The organism is Nocardia sp. NBC_00511 (assembly GCF_045161165.1).
Classification (GTDB): domain Bacteria; phylum Actinomycetota; class Actinomycetes; order Mycobacteriales; family Mycobacteriaceae; genus Nocardia.
Genome location: NZ_CP107849.1, coordinates 4,916,897 through 4,932,300, shown reverse-complemented (window position 1 = coordinate 4,932,300; position 15,404 = coordinate 4,916,897). Strand labels below are relative to the sequence as shown.

Here is a 15,404-nt window from a genome sequence, read left to right as displayed (position 1 = left end):
TTCGGTCACATCGGGCACTCGGTATGGCTACGCCCAGGACGCTGAATTCACTCGGCGTCGGTATCGAAGCCCGTGGTCAGCCCCAGGTGGGCGGTGGCATCGAGATCGGCGGCCACCGCGGCGAGCTTGCCCCGGATCGCGCCCACCGAATCCGGACCGAGCGCCAAGCGCAGCGGGGGATTGGCCGCACCCACCACCGCGAGGATGGCGGCCGCCGCCTTCGCCGGATCGCCCGCCTGCTGCTGATCCGACGCGGGCAGGCCGTCGCGAATCGCGCCGACGGTCTCGGCGTAATCGGCGATCGACCCGGTGAACGTCAGCGCCGCGGGCGTCGCGAAACCGGTCCGGAATTCCCCCGGTTCGACGATCAGCACCTGGATGCCGAGCGAATTCACCTCCGCCGCAAGTGCTTCCGAAGCCAACTCCAGCGCGCCCTTGGCCGCACTGTAAATCCCCACACCCGCGAAGGACAGGAACCCGCCCATGCTGCTCACCTGCACGATCGCCCCGCCGCGCCGCTCGCGCATCTGCGGCAAGACCAATTGTGTAAGCCGCAGTGGCCCATGGAACATCACCTCCATGGCATCCCGCAGCTCCTCCTCACCGGTCTCCTCGATCGCCCCCACGATCCCGTACCCCGCGTTGTTGACCAGGACGTCGATCCGCCCGGCCTCCTTCACGGCCCGCTCAGCGGCCGCGGCGTCCCGCACATCCAACGCGACCACCTGAACCCGATCCGGATGCGCCGCAACCACATCCGCCATGCTCGCCGGCCGCCGCACCGCAGCCACCACCTCATCGCCGGATGCCAGCACGGCCTCGGTGAGAGCCGCCCCGAACCCACTGTTGGCCCCGGTGATCAGCCACCGCCGACGCTCTACTGCACTCATGTCGATCTCTCATCCACTCAGGTGTTCGCGATGTCGGCCAGGTCGGCCGATGCGTTGTTCACAGCTTGCCCGGCGGCCGCGGTGCCCGGTATGGCCCAAAGGTGGAATATGGAACGGTGACCGATGCGCTGACCGACCCGCACCGCCGACCGCGCCCGCTTCCGGAATCGGAGCCGTTGAGCGCGGAGGACCATCGGCGGCTGTTCGGCGTGCTGGAGGCCGTCGACCGGTCCGGTGACCTCCCGGAATTCCGGGAGAGACTGCTGCTGGCGCTACAGAACTGGTTCGGGTTCACCGGGGTGGCCGTGCTGCACGGCGATACGCTCGCCGACGCCATCCGGGAAGGCTGCGGGGTGCAGGGCGGATACACCCCCGAATTCATGGACGACTACGCCGCCAACTGGATCGACCGAGATCCGCTGCGGGGCGCGGCGGTCGGCGATCTGCTGCTGACGCGAGGCGTGGTCCGGCTCACCGAGGTGCCGGGCGGGCCCCGATTCCTGGCGGAATTCCTGCGCCCGAACGGGATCCACGACAAGGCCGCCATCGTCGTGGACGGCGGGACGGGCGGAGTCCTCTATATCGGGATGGCGGTCGGGGCGGGGCTGCGCGTGACCGAACACGACCTGGCGGTATTGCGCGCCCTGCGCCGCCATCTCGCACCCCTGGTCCGCGACCAGCTCACCCGTGATCGGGAACGCCGGGCGGTCGGCGCGAATTGGCAACTGACGCCACGGGAATGGGAAGTGGCGGATCTCGCCGCCCACGGCCTCACCAACCGACAGATCGCCGAACGCCTGTTCATCGGCGTGGACACGGTCAAGAAGCACCTGAGCCGGGTACTCGCCGCAACTTCCTGCACCAGCCGGACCCAGCTGGCCGTGCGACTGTCTGCGGCCTGACGTTGCCTGCCCTGGGATGAATTGTGCTGTGCCGGTCGGCTTTACGGCTGGTGAATGACGGGTGCGGGTTGGGCACCATCGGGCATCGAACTGATCGAACCGGGTCCGGGCGGGGGTGAATCCCGGCAAAATTGGGTAATGAGCGACCTATACGACTTTTCCGGCCGGACCGTGTTCGTTGCGGGTGGGACCAGCGGTATCAATCTCGTCGTGGCGCAATCGTTCGCGCGGGCAGGAGCTTCGGTGGCGGTGTTGTCGCGAACGCCGGACAAGGTGCGGGCAGCGGTGGACAGTCTCGGTGAAATCGGGGTCACGGCGCTGGGGTTCGCGGCTGATGTGCGGGATTACGAGGCGGTCAATGACGCGTTGACCACCACGCAGGCGGAGCTGGGGGAGATCGACATTCTGATCTCGGGGGCGGCGGGGAACTTTCCGGCGGCGGCGGAATCCATGTCGCCCAACGCGTTTGCCGCCGTCGTCGACATCGATCTGAAGGGGACGTACAACATTCTGCGGGCCGCGCACCCGCACCTGCGCAAGCCCGGCGCGACGGTGATCAATGTTTCCGCGCCGCAGGCCTCGATTCCGATGAACCTGCAGGCACACGCGTGTTCGGCCAAGGCGGGCGTGGACATGCTGACGAAAGTGTGTGCGCTGGAGTGGGGGCCGGAGGGGATCCGGGTCAACGCGGTCGTGCCGGGGCCGATCGCCGATACCGAGGGGATGGCGCGGCTGGCGCCGACACCCGAATTGACCGAGGTGGTCACCGAATCCGTGCCGCTCGGGCGCTACGGCACCGCGCAGGAGATCGCCGACTGCTGTGCGTGGCTGGCATCGCCGCACGCCTCCTTCGTCAACGGCGCGATCATTCCGGTCGACGGAGGCTGGTCGCTGGGCGGGGCGGCTCAGGTGTTCACCAGCATGCGGGCGCTGATGTCCGAACGCGCGTAACCGATTTCAGTCGCCCGGCGCGAGCTCCAGGGCGACGGGGACGGCGTCGAACGCGGCGTGCACCGATGCCAGCAGCGCGGTGCGGCCGCCGGTCGCTTCATCGCGCACCCAATCACGGGCGGCGACACTCCATGCCGTGGTCGCGAGTTCGACCAGGATGCGCAGTCGCAGGTCACCGGTGTCGAGGCCGAGCTTGCCGGCCAGGATGCCGATCGCTTCCTTTTCCACGCCCGAGCGGTAGTAGTCCACGTGGCCGAGCAGGGTCGGCGCGGTGAGGACCAGCCGCCGGGTGATGACGTAGCGGCGATCCCAGTCCTCGGGTAGCTCGATGGCCGCTGCGGTGAGGGTGTCCCGCAGAGCAGTCAGGACTGTTCCGTCGATAGTCCGATCATTCAGTGCCGCAAGGTAATTCGACCAGAGTTCGGTCTCGGCCTCGGTCGCCACCGCCTCCTTGGTGGCGAACATGCGGAAGAAGGTGCTGCGCGAGACCTCTGCCTCGTCGACCAGCTCCTCCACCGTCGTCGCGGCGAAACCCTTCTCGCTGAACAATCGCAGCGCGGCGTCGGCGAGGGCGGTGCGGGTGCGCAGGCGTTTGCGTTCGCGCAGAGGAAGGGCTCGGTCGTTGACGGGCATGCGGTCATCGTAGCCAACCGAACCGGAGTCGCGTAAGAAACTCGGTTCAAATTGGGACTTGCGCACTTGTGGAACTCAGTGTCAGAATCGTAAGCATCGCGAAGACGCACCACCTGATGAAGGAGATCGACATGAGCACCACCGGCACCGTCACCCTGAACCCCTCGATCATCGGCCAGGCGGAGAAGCACCACACGGCCATCCTGACCCTGGCGCTGGCCGGGACCACGCTGGACGAGAAGCAGTGGATCACCCTGAACCAGCTGGTCGCAGCCGACGCGGCGGTGGCGGGGGAGGCGCACGTGGCGAAGGTCGCGGGCATGACGCAGTGGCAGCCCGCCGACGTCGAACACGCGCTGAATCTGCTGATCACCGCCGGACTGGTCCGGCAGACGGCCTCGGAACAGGTCGAGATCAGCGAGGCGGGGCGCGAGACCGTGGCACGCGTGCGTGCCATCTCGGGTGGAATCGTCGGCCGCGCTTACGGTTCGGTGGCCGCCGAGGAGTTGGAGGTGGCCGCCCGCGTGCTGGTCGCCATCACCGCCCGGATGTCCGAGGAACTGGCTCGCGTGTGACTACCCGTTCGGATCGTCGAATCCGGTGCGGACCAGTGTGTTTCGTACCGGATTCGAGCGCCGGTCAGTGACCGCCCGCCGCGATCTGCTTGGGATCGATCAGCGATCCCAGCGGTGACAGACGTATGTAAGTGTCGAGCAGCGAGCGTCCAAGAATGGCGTGCGCCTGCACGATCGGATTGGTGGCCCCGTAATTGTCGGGGTCGGGGGACTGGTCGGCGAAGAACGAGAACACCACCGACGGCGCGCCCGCGCTATCGAACATCACCCCGGTGTCGTGCCGCTTGTCATCGGACGCACCATGTTTGGTCGCGAACTGCGCCCGCTCGGCGGAGGACATATTGCGCCGCACCCCGTCGGTGTAGCCGACCGCGGACCAGGTCAAGATCCGCATCACCGCCTGCGTCGACTCCTTCGACAGCAGTGTTCCGGTGGCCAGGCGATACAGCAGATCGTTGTTCTCCCGCGGCGTCGTATTGCCCAGGTAGAACTTGCGATCCCCCGGAATCGGCTCCACCCGAGTGTCTTTGAACCCCAGCCCGTCCAGGATCTCGTTGATCCGCTCCCCGGTCACGAACCGCGACATCAACCGCACCGCGGTGTTGTCCGACACCTGCAGCATGGCGGTCAGCAGATTCGCCACCGTCAACTGATCCCCGAATGCGGCCTGATTCAAGTAGATCCCACTCCCGTCGGCCACCATATCGGCATCCAACGTCGTGGTATCCGACAGCTTCAACCGCCCCGCGTCCACCTCGCTCATCACCGCCGTCATCACGGCCAGCTTCTGCACACTGGCTCCTTCGATGACGAAGTCCGCGTCCTCCTCCACCACCGTCACCGGCTTCCCCGACCCCAAATCGGTGACCAGACAATGCCACCGCCCACCCATCAACTTCGTCAACGCCCGATACTCCGCATCGAACGCCTGCCCCGCAACAGGCACCCCCGCCTTCGAAAAAGGCTCTCCAGCAGCGGCAACCCCCGCTCCACGCAACCCGAGCAGCCCCCCGGCCCCAAAAGTGCCAGCAGCCAATAGCATCCGTCTACTGAATCTACCCACCCGCGAAAACTAGCCGCGCCGAACTTGTTTCGGCAACCCGCTGCGGCTGCCCGCACCCCGCGATTCGGCCGCCTGCCGACTCGCGAAGCCGCCGAACCGCCACCTCCTCCGGGAAGATCCGGCCGACGTTCCCGCTCGCGACGGCGGTCGGTAGCCTCCCGATAGCGTCACCACGAACGGCGAGGGTGGTGAACGTGTTTCACGACCGGAGGTTCTCGAATGCCCTATGCCGCCGCCAAGGACGGGTCGCGTATCCACTATCTCGACAGTGGCGGCGACGGCCCGGTTGTCGTGCTGCTGCACGGGTTCGGGATGGACGCGGGCATGTTCACGCCGCAGCTGGAGGCGTTGGCGCCGGATTTCCGGGTGATCGCGATCGATTCGCGCGGGCACGGCCGGACCGAGGAGATCGAGGTCGAGTACACCTTCTGGGATCTGGCGCGGGACGTGGCGGCGGTGCTGGATTTCTGCGATGTGCGGGACGCGGTGGTCGGTGGGGTGGACCAGGGCGGTATGACCGCGCTGCGGTTCGCGCTGCAACGGCCTTCGCGGGTGCGCGGGGTGGTGCTGGTCGGGACCGAAGCGACTGCGCTGCGGCCGGATATCGCCCGTGAGTTCCGCATGCTGCTGCTGGACGGCTGGGCACTCGGCGGTCGGCCGCTGACGGAGATACTGCCCTGGTACGCACTGAAATTCATCGGCGGAGATCCGGAAATCCAGCACGGGCAGCATGTGTCGGCCGGTGACCTGGACCGAGCTCGGCTGGCCGCGGCGGCGCGCTGCTTCATTCATCGCGAGGATCTGTCGGTCATGCTCGGGGACATCACCGTTCCCGCCCTGCTGCTTCGTGGCGAGGCGGACTCGGTCGCCACGGATGCGCAGATGCGGGAACTGGCAGCCGGTTTGGGTGGATCCGTGCGGTACGAGACGGTGTCCGCGCCGACCGCCGCGCATGCCGTCACCTGGACCCACCCCGAACTGACCGCCGGACAGCTCCGTGAATTCCTTGACCTGACAACTACTTCAGGCGATGCACTGTCAACGTCCGGCCCGGGGCACTGAGTAGTTCCGGAGTCCCCAGTCCAGGTCGGCGAGCGCGTCCGCGTCGTCACCGTCGACCGGAATGTTGAGCACGAGCACGCCGCCCATCGCGACGGGCAGCAGGAACTCCTCGAAGATGACCATCGTCTCGGTCGAGGGCACCCACACCCGTCGGTAGGGCGACGGGCGTTGGGTATAGACGAGCCCGGATTCCCACACCATGCGGAATGTCGGTGACGGCTTGAGCTTTTCGAGCAGTGCTCGCACACCCTCGCCCAACACCGGGTCGGTCAGCAGGTGCCGGGTCACCGCCACCAGGGACTCGATCTCACGCCACCAGTCCGGGCACACCAGTCGCGCGCGCGGATCGAACATCAGCCACTCCGGCATCGACGGTGCGGTCACGATGCCGGGATAGGCCTCGTCGTAGCGCTGGTTCGCCTCACGGATCGTCCACTCGAAGTCCATGTAGGCGATCGGGTATGCGTCGAACTGCCGCATGATCTTGCTGATCGAACCCACCGCGGAGATGGCTCGCTGCGCTGCCGAGAACTCCGGTCGGCCCGCCAGCGCCCACAGATGTGACCGCTCGTCCTCGGTGTCGCACAGCACTTCCGCGATGGCGCTGAGTACGGAGTCCCCATATCCGCTGGTCTCGCCCTGTTCGATCTTTCGGAATGTGGTGAGCCCCGTATTGCACTTGGCCGCAGCCTCTTTCTGCGTCAGCCCCCGCCGATTCCGCAGCCGCTGGACGTACTGATCCAACCGTGCCTCGATGACGAACTCTTCGTCGGTTGCCACAAACTCACCTCTTGCACGTGAAAACTTCTCGCGGGTAACCCCGTCCGGTGACACTCGCCTCCGGCACTACCACCAGTCGGGGGTACCCGCTGCCTAGATACTCCCGAAGTAGGTTAGCGAGACCGCCTCTCGCGCCTTGTGACCTCCCCGGTCGGAATGTTTGGATCATGCTCACGCGAATGATCCGCGCCGACTCGCTTCGGCCGCTCATTCCCGGACCAGCTTCGGGTCGCCCTGTACCGGCCCGATCGTTGCTCAACGATGAGCGCCGACCGTGTCCGCGCGCTACCGGAGGGGGGCGCGCGGCTGCGGTCGTGAACGTGGGGGATGACAGTCGGTAGCAGTGAGTGTACAGTCACTCATATAGGGTGACTGACCAATCACACACTCCATGTTCACTGCTTCTGAACCTCGTCCCGAAGGGTTGAAACCGATGATCTACCACGGCAATCGCTTCACCGTTAAGCCCGGCGCCCCCGCCGCCCAACTGGAAGCAGCCCTGGAAAGCCTCCGCAACCAAGGCCGCCAAATCCCCTCCGTCCGCCACTTCATAGTCGGCCCCGACCACGGCGGCGAATACGACTACGGCGCGACGTACGTCATCGACGACCTCGACGGCTACTGGGAATACCTGATCCACCCCGCCCACCTCCACACCGACCACATCGGCCTCCCCTTGGTGGACAAGTTCGTCTCCTTCGACATCACCGACGACCCGGACCCCGACATGGGCGCGAAAATCGCCGCCCTACACCAACGCCGCTACGACACCAAGCCCGAAATCGCCCGTCTGGTAGCCGATCTCGGCGAATACCACGGCAGCGCCGCCCCCGGCCCCCACGGCAATCACTAGCTCCGAAGCAGGCGCCTCGTGAACCCGGCCGCCACGAGGCGCCCGAACGCCCCCCGAACATCCTCGGGCACAACCTGTTCGGCAGCCCAACCCCGCGCCGGATACTCCCAAAGCCGCTGAGTATCGCCAACCAGCATGTTCACCACCCGATCCACATCCCCGATCCCAGCGACGTACTCATCCAACTCCAACGGCAGCGACCCGCAGATCACATCAACCTCGGGCCACCGCTTCCGGCAGATGGCATAGCTACGTCGCTGCTGATACGGGCGCGAAATCAGCATCACTGAGGCGACCGATCCGAGGCAGCCGCGCTCGTCGAGCAGCGCTCGGGTGAAATCGATGTTCTCGCCGGTGTTCGTCGCCCGCGCCTCCACGAGAATCGATTCCGCAGGCACCCCGAGCCCGATGGCGTGCTCACGGAAATGCACGGCCTCACCACGAGGGAATCGATCCACCGTGGTCGGCGCATTAGCCCCCGTGAACACGATCAACCGAAAGATCCCCGCGTGGTACAGCTCTGCCGCGTAGGTAGCGACGCCGATATCATGCCCGCCCAACCCGATACCGACGTCGACAGGCCGCGGCTGCTGATGCATCTGGTTGTAGTCCCAAAGAGTTTCGACATCCGCCCGATGCCGAGCGGGCAGCGTGGTGAGCACGGCCCCTATCCGCGACTTCGGCTGACTGCATCGGTGTACAACTCGGTCGTGAATTGATCCGCGCCGACGCCGAGACCGGAGAGAACCTCTCGCAGAGCGGCGAGAGCACGGTTGAGATCGTCAGGCGGAGCGAGGGTTTCGAGTTCCAGGAACACACCCTCAATTTCGGGAACAGTGACAAGCGAGGCAACAATCTCACGATTCACCGCAGTGAACCGATAGTTCTCACACCGCTTCGTGAACGAGATGACGGGCACGTACCCCAACCCTCGAACAATCGCCTCTGTCGAATCCCTCTCCGCCACAACAGTTTCGTACTCAGGCTTCGATCCGGTCGCCGCATCCACCGCCGCATCCTTGAACGTGAGCACATGGGTCGAACCCTCAGTCCCCACCACTGACCGCACCCGCAACTCCCGGCCCTGCGCGCCGAGTGACCGATCCGGCAGGTCGAAATACGTATCGAAGTAGCTCACCACCTCTCGCTCGGCCAATTCGTCCAGCCTCTCCCGAACACCGATCGGATCAGCAAGCCGCGCCTTGTATTCAGCTTCGATCACGAGCTACTCCTTGCCTTGTCAGACGATGCGTACGGCGTTGGTGAACGCCTGCTCCAACATCCGCACGAACGCGTGGTGCAGGATTCCGCGCTGGTTCGGCTCGATGCGGTGCACCGATGAGGAATGCCCTTCGCGGTACACGGTGAATGCCGAGACGAACAGGACGTCGTCGAGCCTGATGATGCGCCATACAGGACTCTCCGCGTAGACGTACACCTCAGCCATGCGGCTGGTCTGGGTGAGCTCTTTGATTCGGGCCACGGACAGTCGAATGCCGACCGAGAAAGATTCGGCGGACTCTCCGATCTCCTCCGCTCGAGCGCGGGCGGCATCGGAGTCCGGAGCCAGCAGGAGAACTCGCAGTTGAGCATCAGGTGCCAACACCTCGCGTAGCAGCGATCCGTTGAGCCCGAGAATCCCCAACCCTCGCACCGCCAACACGTCCACGTGCTTCGCCTTGGTTGTGAGATCTCGAATTTCAGCCGCTGCGGCTTCCTGTGACAGGTAGGTCGCACTGATTTCGGTCGGACCCAACGCGGCAGCGGGCGGAATGATCGTGGGCGCGATGCCGAGCGTAATCCTCGCGCTATCAGGCATTTTCAGGCATTCGGCGATCCGCTCGAATGAGCTGAGACTGGTCACGGTGCGACGGCGGTTCACCAGCTCGTTCACCCGCCCCTGCGATATCCCCAACATCGTCGCGAGGCGCTGTTGACTGGCCCCGGTGTCACGCTGAACCTGCCGGAGCAGTGTCCCGACGTCGCGCTCACCGAGGGCCTGCAACACTTCGTCCCGCCCCCAGAACTGCTGCGTAACGATGACTGGCGCGAATGGGTCTGGCATCGATCCCCCTCGGTCCTGCGGAACCTCCTCAGACCTATCTCACCATGAGATAGGTCCTCTGGCGGGTGAAATCGGCATCGTGTAATCGCGCGAGGACCAGCACATTTGACTTACTTGGGTGAGCTTCATCGGTATCCCGAACCGGAAGGACAACGACATGGGCCCCGCCCTCGCCATCCTGATCCTCGCCGTCGCGATGTACCTCTCCCATCGCGCCCGTCGTCCGGCACGGCACTACCGCGGTCTACCCCTGGTCCAGATCCAAGCGCGGATCTTGCTGGAGCACACCCTCATCCCACTCCAAGGTGGCTGAACCATGCTCGAAATCCCATCCGCGATCGGCTACCTCCGAACCGACATCTCCCGCCTACGGCAACCCTGGGACGAGGCACGAATCCGAAGCCTCGCAAGCAGACTCGGCTACGACCTCAGAAAAACCGCAACCTTCAGCCCCCGCACCGACCGCCCGATCCACCGCCTCCGCGTCCTCATCTCACGACTTGACGTCGACGCGATCATCATCCCCAGCCTGTCCCATTTCGACGGAGTTGTGCCGAGCGAGCTGGTCCAGTTGGTAGACGTCCTGACGGTGGATCCGTTCGAGACATACGCACGCTGGGCCATCCCACCTGATGCTCCTGCCGACATGGGCTCTCGCTGAATGCGGCAGCAGTGCGACCGTCCGCAACGCGAAAACCCGGTGTGCGGCCAGTTGGCTGCACACCGGGTTTCGTTATAGCGGAGACTACTTCAGCTTGTCGCTCGAGAGTCCCAGCACGCGGCGGGCGACGATGAGCTGCTGGATCTGCTGGGTGCCTTCGAAGATGTCGAGGATCTTCGAGTCGCGGCCCCACTTCTCCAGGAGGGTGCGCTGGGAGTAGCCCGTGGCGCCCGCCAGTTCGACGGCCTTCAACGTGACGTCGGTGCCCATGCGGCCGGCCTTGGCCTTGGACATGGAGGCCTCGAGGGAGTTGGGCTTCTTGTTGTCGGCCATCCAGGCGGCGCGCAGGGACAGCAGGTAGGCCGACTCCCAGTCCGCTTCCAGGCGAAGGAATTCCGCGGCGGCGGCGTGCTGGTTGTTGGCGGGGATGTCGTAGGAGATCTCGACGCCCGCGTCCTCGAGCACCGTGCGGAGCTCTTCGAGGGCGGCACGGCCGACACCGACGGCCATGGCGGCGACGAGGGGGCGGGTGTTGTCGAACGTCTGCATGACGCCCGCGAAACCCTTCTCCACGTTGACTTCCGGCGAACCGAGGATGTTGTCCTTCGGGATGCGGCAGTCCTCGAAACGGATCTCCGCCGTGTCGGACGCCTTGATGCCGAGCTTGTGCTCGAGGCGGGACACGGTGAGGCCCTTGGCATCCCGGGGGACGACGAAGGACTTGATGGCGGCACGGCCGGCCGAACGATCCACCGACGCCCACACCACGATGTGAGTGGCGCGCGAGCCCGCGGTCACGAAGATTTTGGTGCCGTTGAGGACCCACTCGTCACCGTCGAGCACCGCGGTGGCGGTGACAGCGGCCGAGTCGGAGCCGAAGGACGGCTCGGTGATGGCCATGGCGGCCCACACCTTGCCGAAACGCGACAGCTGCTCGTCGGTGGCGACCGCGGCGATGGCGGCGTTGCCGAGACCCTGGTAGGGGATCGACAGCATCAGGCCCGCGTCGCCCCAGCAGGTCTCGAGGGCGTTCAGCAACGCGGACATGTTGCCGCCGTTGGTGTTTCCGAGCAGCTCGGTGGCGTGCACGTCTTTAGCGGACCCAGCGCCCTCGGTGGACTCGCCGGCCTTACGGCCACCGGTCGCGCCGGAGACATCCTGCGTACCCGAGGCGGACAGGCCTTCGATCATGGCGGCCATGGTGTCCAGCTCGACCGGGTAGTCGTGCTCGGCGAGGTCGTACTTGCGGGAAGCCGGACGGAAGATCTCGGCGGCAACCTGGTGGGCCTGGTTGGCGCTGGCCCGCAGCTTCTTGGGGAGTTCGAGATTGATCATGAGTTTGTCTCTCCGTTGAGAAGTCGGGTCAGAGGAGGACGACGCCTTCGGCGACGCCGACGCCGCGCAGATCGCGGTACCAGCGCTCGACCGGGTGTTCCTTGGTGAAGCCGTGGCCACCGAGCAGCTGCACGCCGTCGAGACCGATCTGCATGCCCTTGTCGGTCGCCAGCTTCTTGGCCAGCGCCGCCTCACGAGCGAACGACAGACCCTGCTCCGCGCGCGACGCACCCCGCAGGGTCACGAGACGGAGACCATCCAGTTCGATCGCCATATTGGCGACCATGAACGCGACCGCCTGCCGGTGCGCGATCGGCTCACCGAACGCCTCACGCTCCTTCACATACGGAATCACGTAGTCCAGCACGGCCTGACCGGTGCCGACCGCCAGCGAAGCCCAGCCCAGACGGGCCAGACGCACCGCGTCCGCGTACTCCTCGGCGCGCTCGGCGCCGGTCGCGTCACCCAGCAGGGCGGTGGTCGGAACGGCCACATTGTTCAGCAGCAGGCGACCCAGGCCCGCGGCCCGCATGCCCATGCTCGGGTCGGCCTCGACGACCACACCCTCGGTGTTGGACTCGACGATGAAGAACGTCGGGCGACCATCCAGCTCGGCGGCCACGATGAACAGCTCGGCATCACCGGCGGCGGGCACCAGGGTCTTCACACCGTTGAGGCGGAAACCGCTGGGCGAACGAGTCGCCTTGGTGCGCAGCGCGAACGGATCGAACAGCGCCTGCGGCTCGGAGATGACGACCGACGCCTGCGGCACGTTCTCACCGGTGAAAGCGCCCAGGTAGGTCTTCTGCTGCGCGTCGGTGCCCCACTGCGACAGCGCGACCGCGACACCACTCGGCGCCAGGATCGGCAGCGCCAGGCCCATGTCGCCGTGCGCGAGCGCCTCGGCCACCAGCGAATTGGTGACCGCGCCACGCTCGGAGGCCGCGCCGTCGAGCTCCTCGGGCACGTTGATCAGCGTGATGCCGAGTTCGGCGGCCCGCTCGAGCAGATCGCGCGGAGCCTTGGCGGCGTTGTCGGCCTCGTACGCGGCCGGGCGCAGGATCTCGCCGGCGAAATCGCGCACCGTCTCGACGATCATCTGCTGCTCGTCGGACGGGGTCAGGTCGAAGTAGTCCTTCTTACGAGACTCGTTGGCGGGCAGACGCTTCGGAGCGCCACCGCCGGCGACCTTCTCGAACACCCGAGTAGCCGCGCCCAGGGTCCGGAAGCCGGTCTTGGTGCCCTCGTATGTGATTCGTTCGATCGGCTTGCGGAGCTTGTACTTCTCCGCGAGTTCCGATCCCGTGATGGTCGTCATGACCCGCATCGCCGCGCCCATCCAGTCACGCTTGACCGGGTTCAGGCCAACGGCGGATGTATCCCGCTTCGTTGCGGTGTCTCGAGTGCTCATAATCACCAGTTTTCTTGAGTGTGGAGGGTGATCCTGCCCAGCAATCTTACTCCTGAGTAAGACTATCTTACTTCAGAGTAAGAACTGACGTCGAGGCTTGTCGAATCGGGAGGTCAGAGCGGTGGTTCGAACTTACCGACCGGTACCCCTCGGATCTAGTGAAACAAACGTACTTCACAGCGAGTGCAACTGGGTTAGGGTGCGAGCGCATCACTCGCTCCTCATGGAGGTACATATGAAAATCGCGCTCGGAACCATGGGCCTGATCGCCGCCGGTCTCTTCCTGGCAGCGCCGAATGCCAGCGCCGACGCCCTGCCGCTGACGCCGGTCGACCTGAGCTCCGGCTCGCTCGGCAACCCGGTGGTCACCAGCGAGCTCGGCCTCGGCTCCGTCGGTGTCGGCTCCTCCTCGAACGGCCCGTTCCTGGACTTCGGTTCGGTTCAGGTTCCGCTGCTCTCGCTGTCGTAGCGCGACAGTACCGGCGTCGGGACCGCAGCCCGCGCCGGATCGGAACGAATCGGGCTGGTACGTACCAGCGAAGCCCGATGGGGCTGGAGCTGCGATGACTCGTAACAAGCTCGCCCACAATGAATTTGCGCGATGCGTGCATGAAACCGGATCGCTGTAGCACCGAGCCATAGACGAAGCGAACGCCCCCGCAGCTTGCCGCAGGAGCGTTCGTGGGTCGTCAGGCCTGCAACGCGGCCAGAATCTGGTCCTGCAGATGGGAATTCGTCGCCACCGCACTGCCGCCGTGCGGACCGGGAACGCCGTCCAGCGAGGTGAACGTGCCGCCCGCCTCGCGAATCAGGATGTCCAGCGCGGCCATATCCCACAGCGACAGCTCCGGCTCGGTCACCACATCCACCGCGCCCTCGGCCAGCAGCGTGTACCCGAAGAAGTCGCCGTAGCCTCGCACCCGCCACACCTCGTCGGTGAGCGCGATCAGCTTGGCCCGGCGGCCGATCGCCCGCCAGCCCGACAGGCTCGAGATCGCCAGGCTCGCCGCCCCCAGCTCCGCCACCGCCGACACCGAAATCGCCTTGGGCTCAGCCTTTTCGAAGCTCGTCCACGCGCCCGCCCCCGCCGCCGCCCACCAGCGCCGCGCCAGCGCCGGAGCGCTCACCGCGCCCACCACCGGCACACCGTCCACCAGCAGCGAGATCAGCGAGGCCCACACCGGCACGCCGCGCACGAAGTTCTTGGTGCCGTCGATCGGATCGATCACCCACTGCCGGCCGCTGAACTCGACGTCGCCGCCGAACTCCTCGCCCAGCACCAGATCTCCCGGGCGCTGCTCGGCGAGGATCTCGCGGATCGTGCGCTCCACCGCCAGGTCGGCATCCGACACCGGCGTCAGATCCGGCTTCGAATCGATCTTCAAATCGAGCGCCCCGAACCGATCACGAGTGATCTCATCGGCCGCGTCGGCCAGCTTCAGCGCGAGTTCCAGGTCAGCGGAGTATCCGGTCACGTACCGAGACCCTAGTCGCCCCCAGTTACCGTTTGGTATCTCCGTGGCCGAGCTCAGGCCGAGACGGCGCGAGCCGAGGTCAGCGCGGTGGCCCACCACTGGAGGCTGTCGAGCATGCGGGCGGCCTCCTGCTCGAACGGCGCCGGATCCAGCAGCGCACCGGACTGATCGAACAACAGGAAGTAGCGGGAGAACGAGACGTACTCGCGCACCGTGTGGGCATTGAGCTCGTTGAACACCGAGCGCAGATCCTCGATCGCCAGCAGGCCGCCCGTCTTGCCGCTGTAACCCACGAAAGCGACTGTCTTGCGGTCCCATTCGGCCAGATGCCAGTCGATGGCGGTCTTCAACGAGGACGGGTAGCTGCGATTGATATCCGGCGTCACCACCACGAACGCGTCCGCCGCCGCCAGCCGCGCCGCCAACTCCGCCGCCTTGTCCGTGCGCACCGGATTCGGCTCCATCAACAGCGGCACCGCGGGCAGGGCGTGGTCGAGCGGGTAATCGGCCAGATCGATCACCTCCACCTCGAACCCGCCGTGCGCCCGGGCCTGCTCGGCGAACCAGTTCGCCACCACCGGACCGAACCGGCCCTCCCGCACACTGCCGATGATCACCGCGAGGCGCAGAGAACTGCTGGTCATGAGGGTCTCCTTCAACAATCCCGACGACCGTCCGGCCGTTCGAGATCAACCCTGCGGCCCGCCGCGACCGCTAGGGAGACCACGCTGAGAGTGGTAGTGGCAGG

Annotated in this window: 19 protein-coding genes; 8 read left to right on the top strand and 11 right to left on the bottom strand. The window is 65.9% G+C overall.

Translation table 11 applies throughout. The features are described 5' to 3' along the window. Window positions 1–47 precede the first annotated feature (47 nt). Window positions 48–890 (bottom strand): SDR family NAD(P)-dependent oxidoreductase, encoded by an 843-nt coding sequence (locus OG300_RS23160; protein ID WP_405484873.1) that lies wholly within the window; start codon window positions 888–890, stop codon window positions 48–50. 116 nt (window positions 891–1,006) lie between these two features. Between OG300_RS23160 and OG300_RS23155 the strand changes: the two genes are divergently transcribed. Together OG300_RS23155 and OG300_RS23150 are read left to right on the top strand one after the other, a co-directional pair. After that, window positions 1,007–1,792 carry a LuxR C-terminal-related transcriptional regulator gene (locus OG300_RS23155; protein WP_405484871.1) on the top strand — a complete coding sequence of 262 codons (786 nt, stop codon included), beginning with the start codon at window positions 1,007–1,009 and terminating at the stop codon, window positions 1,790–1,792. A gap of 138 nt (window positions 1,793–1,930) precedes the next feature. Beyond that, window positions 1,931–2,743: an SDR family oxidoreductase gene (locus OG300_RS23150; RefSeq protein ID WP_405484869.1), complete on the top strand. Its 813-nt coding sequence runs from the start codon at window positions 1,931–1,933 to the stop codon at window positions 2,741–2,743. A gap of 6 nt (window positions 2,744–2,749) precedes the next feature. On the opposite strand, the gene OG300_RS23145 is transcribed toward OG300_RS23150, so the two are convergent. Beyond that, window positions 2,750–3,376, bottom strand: a complete 627-nt coding sequence (locus OG300_RS23145; protein WP_405484867.1) for a TetR/AcrR family transcriptional regulator — start codon at window positions 3,374–3,376, stop codon at window positions 2,750–2,752. 131 nt (window positions 3,377–3,507) lie between these two features. Between OG300_RS23145 and OG300_RS23140 the strand changes: the two genes are divergently transcribed. After that, on the top strand, window positions 3,508–3,951 hold the full coding sequence (locus OG300_RS23140; protein ID WP_405484865.1) for a hypothetical protein: 444 nt from the start codon (window positions 3,508–3,510) through the stop codon (window positions 3,949–3,951). A 64-nt stretch (window positions 3,952–4,015) separates the two neighbouring features. Here the strand turns inward: OG300_RS23140 and OG300_RS23135 are convergent, their stop codons facing one another. Continuing rightward, the gene (locus OG300_RS23135) at window positions 4,016–4,855 is read right to left on the bottom strand and encodes a serine hydrolase (RefSeq protein WP_405484863.1); all 840 of its coding nucleotides are present in this window, start codon (window positions 4,853–4,855) and stop codon (window positions 4,016–4,018) included. Window positions 4,856–5,233: 378 nt separating this feature from the next. Here OG300_RS23135 and OG300_RS23130 point away from each other — a divergent pair, with 378 nt between their 5' ends. Further along, window positions 5,234–6,076: an alpha/beta fold hydrolase gene (locus OG300_RS23130; RefSeq protein ID WP_405484861.1), complete on the top strand. Its 843-nt coding sequence runs from the start codon at window positions 5,234–5,236 to the stop codon at window positions 6,074–6,076. Here OG300_RS23130 and OG300_RS23125 read toward each other — a convergent pair. Continuing rightward, window positions 6,053–6,856 (bottom strand): helix-turn-helix domain-containing protein, encoded by an 804-nt coding sequence (locus tag OG300_RS23125; RefSeq protein WP_405484860.1) that lies wholly within the window; start codon window positions 6,854–6,856, stop codon window positions 6,053–6,055. The two genes, OG300_RS23130 and OG300_RS23125, sit on opposite strands and share 24 nt — an antisense overlap. A 433-nt stretch (window positions 6,857–7,289) precedes the next feature. Here OG300_RS23125 and OG300_RS23120 point away from each other — a divergent pair, with 433 nt between their 5' ends. After that, window positions 7,290–7,709 (top strand): Dabb family protein, encoded by a 420-nt coding sequence (locus OG300_RS23120; RefSeq protein ID WP_405484858.1) that lies wholly within the window; start codon window positions 7,290–7,292, stop codon window positions 7,707–7,709. Here OG300_RS23120 and OG300_RS23115 read toward each other — a convergent pair. Genes OG300_RS23115 through OG300_RS23105 form a run of 3 tightly spaced genes read right to left on the bottom strand, consistent with a single transcriptional unit; the run spans window position 7,706 to window position 9,774 of the window. Further along, complete coding sequence (locus tag OG300_RS23115) at window positions 7,706–8,371, bottom strand: YdcF family protein (RefSeq protein WP_405484854.1); 666 nt, start codon at window positions 8,369–8,371, stop codon at window positions 7,706–7,708. The genes OG300_RS23120 and OG300_RS23115 overlap by 4 nt on opposite strands. Before the next feature lie 5 nt (window positions 8,372–8,376). Continuing rightward, a complete protein-coding gene (locus OG300_RS23110) occupies window positions 8,377–8,931 on the bottom strand; it encodes a class IV adenylate cyclase (RefSeq protein ID WP_405484852.1) in 555 nt (184 codons plus the stop codon). An 18-nt stretch (window positions 8,932–8,949) separates the two neighbouring features. Then, a complete protein-coding gene (locus OG300_RS23105; RefSeq protein WP_405484850.1) occupies window positions 8,950–9,774 on the bottom strand; it encodes a helix-turn-helix domain-containing protein in 825 nt (274 codons plus the stop codon). 118 nt (window positions 9,775–9,892) lie between these two features. Between OG300_RS23105 and OG300_RS23100 the strand changes: the two genes are divergently transcribed. Then, window positions 9,893–10,087, top strand: coding sequence for a hypothetical protein (locus tag OG300_RS23100; protein ID WP_405484848.1), 195 nt, complete (start codon window positions 9,893–9,895; stop codon window positions 10,085–10,087). A gap of 3 nt (window positions 10,088–10,090) precedes the next feature. Then, on the top strand, window positions 10,091–10,435 hold the full coding sequence (locus OG300_RS23095; RefSeq protein WP_405484846.1) for a hypothetical protein: 345 nt from the start codon (window positions 10,091–10,093) through the stop codon (window positions 10,433–10,435). 84 nt (window positions 10,436–10,519) lie between these two features. Here OG300_RS23095 and OG300_RS23090 read toward each other — a convergent pair whose 3' ends face one another. Both OG300_RS23090 and OG300_RS23085 read right to left on the bottom strand, forming a co-directional pair. Beyond that, window positions 10,520–11,770, bottom strand: coding sequence for an acyl-CoA dehydrogenase family protein (locus OG300_RS23090; protein WP_405484844.1), 1,251 nt, complete (start codon window positions 11,768–11,770; stop codon window positions 10,520–10,522). Window positions 11,771–11,798: 28 nt separating this feature from the next. After that, window positions 11,799–13,187 carry an acyl-CoA dehydrogenase family protein gene (locus OG300_RS23085; protein ID WP_405484842.1) on the bottom strand — a complete coding sequence of 463 codons (1,389 nt, stop codon included), beginning with the start codon at window positions 13,185–13,187 and terminating at the stop codon, window positions 11,799–11,801. A 229-nt stretch (window positions 13,188–13,416) separates the two neighbouring features. On the opposite strand from OG300_RS23085, the gene OG300_RS23080 reads away from it, so the two are divergent. Continuing rightward, window positions 13,417–13,650, top strand: a complete 234-nt coding sequence (locus OG300_RS23080; RefSeq protein ID WP_405484840.1) for a hypothetical protein — start codon at window positions 13,417–13,419, stop codon at window positions 13,648–13,650. Between the two features lie 220 nt (window positions 13,651–13,870). Here the strand turns inward: OG300_RS23080 and hisN are convergent, their stop codons facing one another. After that, entirely contained in the window at window positions 13,871–14,656 is a 786-nt protein-coding gene (hisN, locus tag OG300_RS23075; RefSeq protein WP_405484838.1) for a histidinol-phosphatase, read from the bottom strand. A gap of 53 nt (window positions 14,657–14,709) precedes the next feature. Next, the gene (locus tag OG300_RS23070) at window positions 14,710–15,300 is read right to left on the bottom strand and encodes an NADPH-dependent FMN reductase (RefSeq protein WP_405484836.1); all 591 of its coding nucleotides are present in this window, start codon (window positions 15,298–15,300) and stop codon (window positions 14,710–14,712) included. Window positions 15,301–15,404: the final 104 nt, after the last annotated feature.